This is a genomic window from cf. Phormidesmis sp. LEGE 11477 (assembly GCF_015207105.1).
In the GTDB taxonomy this organism is placed as follows: Bacteria; Cyanobacteriota; Cyanobacteriia; order Phormidesmidales; family Phormidesmidaceae; genus Phormidesmis.
On record NZ_JADEXO010000229.1, the window covers coordinates 1 to 2620 of the forward strand.

A 2620-nucleotide genomic window follows, 5' to 3' on the forward strand; every position below is an offset into this window, starting at 1 on the left:
CCATTGAACAGTTCACCGCCTGTTCTAGCCCACAGGCTGAGCCACCAAGTGACTCTCGGCTCAGCACTATCCCTGCGCCTCGATGCGGTGAAACGGGCTATCGAGACTGGGCCAAGGCGCTGAACTTAGTCGCTAACTTCTTGACAGCGCGAAGGGCACAAGCCTCGCTGCGTTCGGTGCAGCTAGTGGCCGCAATTCCACTCCCCCAGCCAGAAAGTGCCGCCGCCGCGAATCTGTTGAACTTTTTAGAGAAATCGCAAGATCTAGCGGCGCTTACCACATCCCCTGCAAACAAATCAGAGGCGGGACTGGTTAGCCGGACGGTGCAGCTCGTCTATCCCTGGGTGCGATCTCTCGGCGCTGTCGGTCTGCCAGAACAGTTGGAAAGTCCAGACGGGGTGCTGGTAGGATTGCTGGCTCGTAATGCGCTGATTCAGGGAACCTATCGCAGCGCGGCGACGCTACCGCTAAGTGGGGCATTCAGTGACGTGATTGAATTTGTGCCGACGCTGGGGCGATCGCAGCTCTATCAGCCTAGCTACGCCGAGAAATCTCTGATCGAAAGAGTCTCTTTGTTTGGGCCGACTCCCAACGGTCTGCAACTGCTCTCGGATGTGACCACTAGCCTAGAGGAATCGGTGCGTCCTGCTAGCGTTCATCGACTGATTGGCGTCATTTTAAAAGCGGCCACTCGCCTGGGTGAAGCGCTGGTGTTTGAATCGTCAGGAGAGCGCCTGTGGAGCCAGTTAGAAGAAAGCCTGCGCGGGCTGATGGAAAGTTTGTTCTTAGCGGGAGCTTTTCGCGGTGGATCGAGTGCGGAGGCGTATTTGGTGAGATGTGATCGCACCACAATGACACAGAACGATCTGGACAATGGCCGTGCGATCGCCCGAATTGAATTTGCCCCGGCCCTGCCGCTAGAGCGAATTACCCTGACTCTGACGCTATATGACAACGCACAAAGCTCACTGCTGCCCGCCTTGGTCAAAACAGAAATCGGGGAGGCCGCGTGATGATTCCTAGCGAAGTCAAAGAGAATCAGCTTTATCCGCTTCACGTTTTTCGCTTCCACGTAGATTTTCAAACCGATCCGCTGATGACTGGCGGCGGTGACCCCATGCCGCTGTGCAGCGGAGCCTTCTCGGAATGTAGCGGCTTAGAAGCCAATATGGAACCGAAAGTCATCAAAGAAGGCGGACGCAACTACGGCGACGCTCAGCGGGCCGGGGCAGTGACCTTTTCTACCGTCATCCTGAAGCGGGGCATGACCACCACCCGCGACTTGTGGAAATGGTTTGAGCTAGTCACCAAAGACGAGGGCTATAGCTATCGGCTAGCGGCCATCATCCGCATGTACAACCACAAAGGCGAAGAGCGACTGGCCTGGAAGCTAGATAAAGCCATGCCGACAAAGTTTAAGGCAGCAGACCTCAACGCTCGCGGCTCAGAAGTCGGCGTAGAAGAACTGCACCTGGTGCATGAAGGGCTGAGCCTGGTACAAGAGACCTCAGCCGTCGGAGGAGAGAAACAATGACAGCAACTCAAAAGGCACTATTCAAAGTCATCAGCGGCACCAATAGCGGCAGTGAAATCTCGGTTCACTTCAACCCGGTGTCGCTAGACTACACAATCACCAATACTCTAGAAGAGAAAGGCCAGGGCAGCAAAAAGAAACAGTTTGTTAGCCAGAGCAGTGGCAAACTGTCGATGGCGCTGATATTTGACACCACCCACGACGGCAGCGATGTCCGCATTGCCACCAGCCAGATCGCACAGTTTATGCAGCCAAACGACGAGAAAGCGCCACCAGTCGTACAGTTTGAATGGGGTGCCTACAGCTTTAAGGGAATGTTGGAATCTTTTAAAGAAACCATTGATTTCTTTGCACCGACGGGCGTACCGCTGCGATCGAGTATTAATCTGACGCTCTCACAGCAAGATGTTGTTTTTGAACCGTCGGTCAACAGTAATTTCGACGGCAAAGATTCTCTGAGCCCCGATACTGTAGATGTCCCTAGTAATCAAAGCACGCCTCAAAGTACGACTGAGCTAGCCACCAAAGGCGGGAATCCTGCCGCAGGCCGAGCCCTAGCCGCGCTCAACAATCAAGAAAGCATGCGATTTCCCTCAGGTGCGATCGCCATGCCAGAAGGCATCGATCTAAAAGGCCCGGTCGCTTTCTCGTCTGGCAGTTCTAGCGGCGGCTTGTCGCTAGGTGGAAGTGGGCTTTCCGGTGGCCTTTCAGTCGGTGCGGGCGATATCTCCGCTAGTTTAGGATCAACCGAAGCCGCCTTTAGCGGCCTGAAAGATACAACAGCCTCTTCTGTTCGACTCGATCCGCTGCGGCTATTGCCCACCCCCGGCGCAGCGACAGGTGATAGCTCTAGTGTCCAAGTTGGTGGACAAATTTTAGGCGCGGGCAGCAGCGGTTTGAAGGCGGATGTAGGGCTGAAAGTAGACTTGCGAGCCCGCATTCAGTTTGGTACGGGATGATGGCTTGAAAGAGAAGCTCGAATGTTTATGGAAGTTGTTTAAGGTATGTCTTTCATTAGGAGATGATATGAAATTCGCTGAAACAGACATTATTCAGTATTCTGTCGCCACACACCGAGACCCACCC

3 protein-coding genes are annotated in these 2620 nt (G+C 54.3%); all 3 read left to right on the plus strand.

Going from position 1 to position 2620, the window contains the following annotated elements; translation table 11 throughout:
- Positions 1 to 1013 (plus strand): hypothetical protein (locus tag IQ256_RS28790; protein WP_228025387.1); only part of this gene is annotated, 1013 nt, incomplete at its 5' end.
- Entirely contained in the window at positions 1013 to 1534 is a 522-nt protein-coding gene (locus IQ256_RS28795) for a phage tail protein (RefSeq protein ID WP_193859112.1), read from the plus strand. The genes IQ256_RS28790 and IQ256_RS28795, both read left to right, overlap by 1 nt.
- Complete coding sequence (locus tag IQ256_RS28800) at positions 1531 to 2493, plus strand: hypothetical protein (protein ID WP_193859113.1); 963 nt, start codon at positions 1531 to 1533, stop codon at positions 2491 to 2493. The genes IQ256_RS28795 and IQ256_RS28800 overlap by 4 nt, the downstream gene beginning before the upstream one ends.
- Positions 2494 to 2620 lie beyond the last annotated feature (127 nt).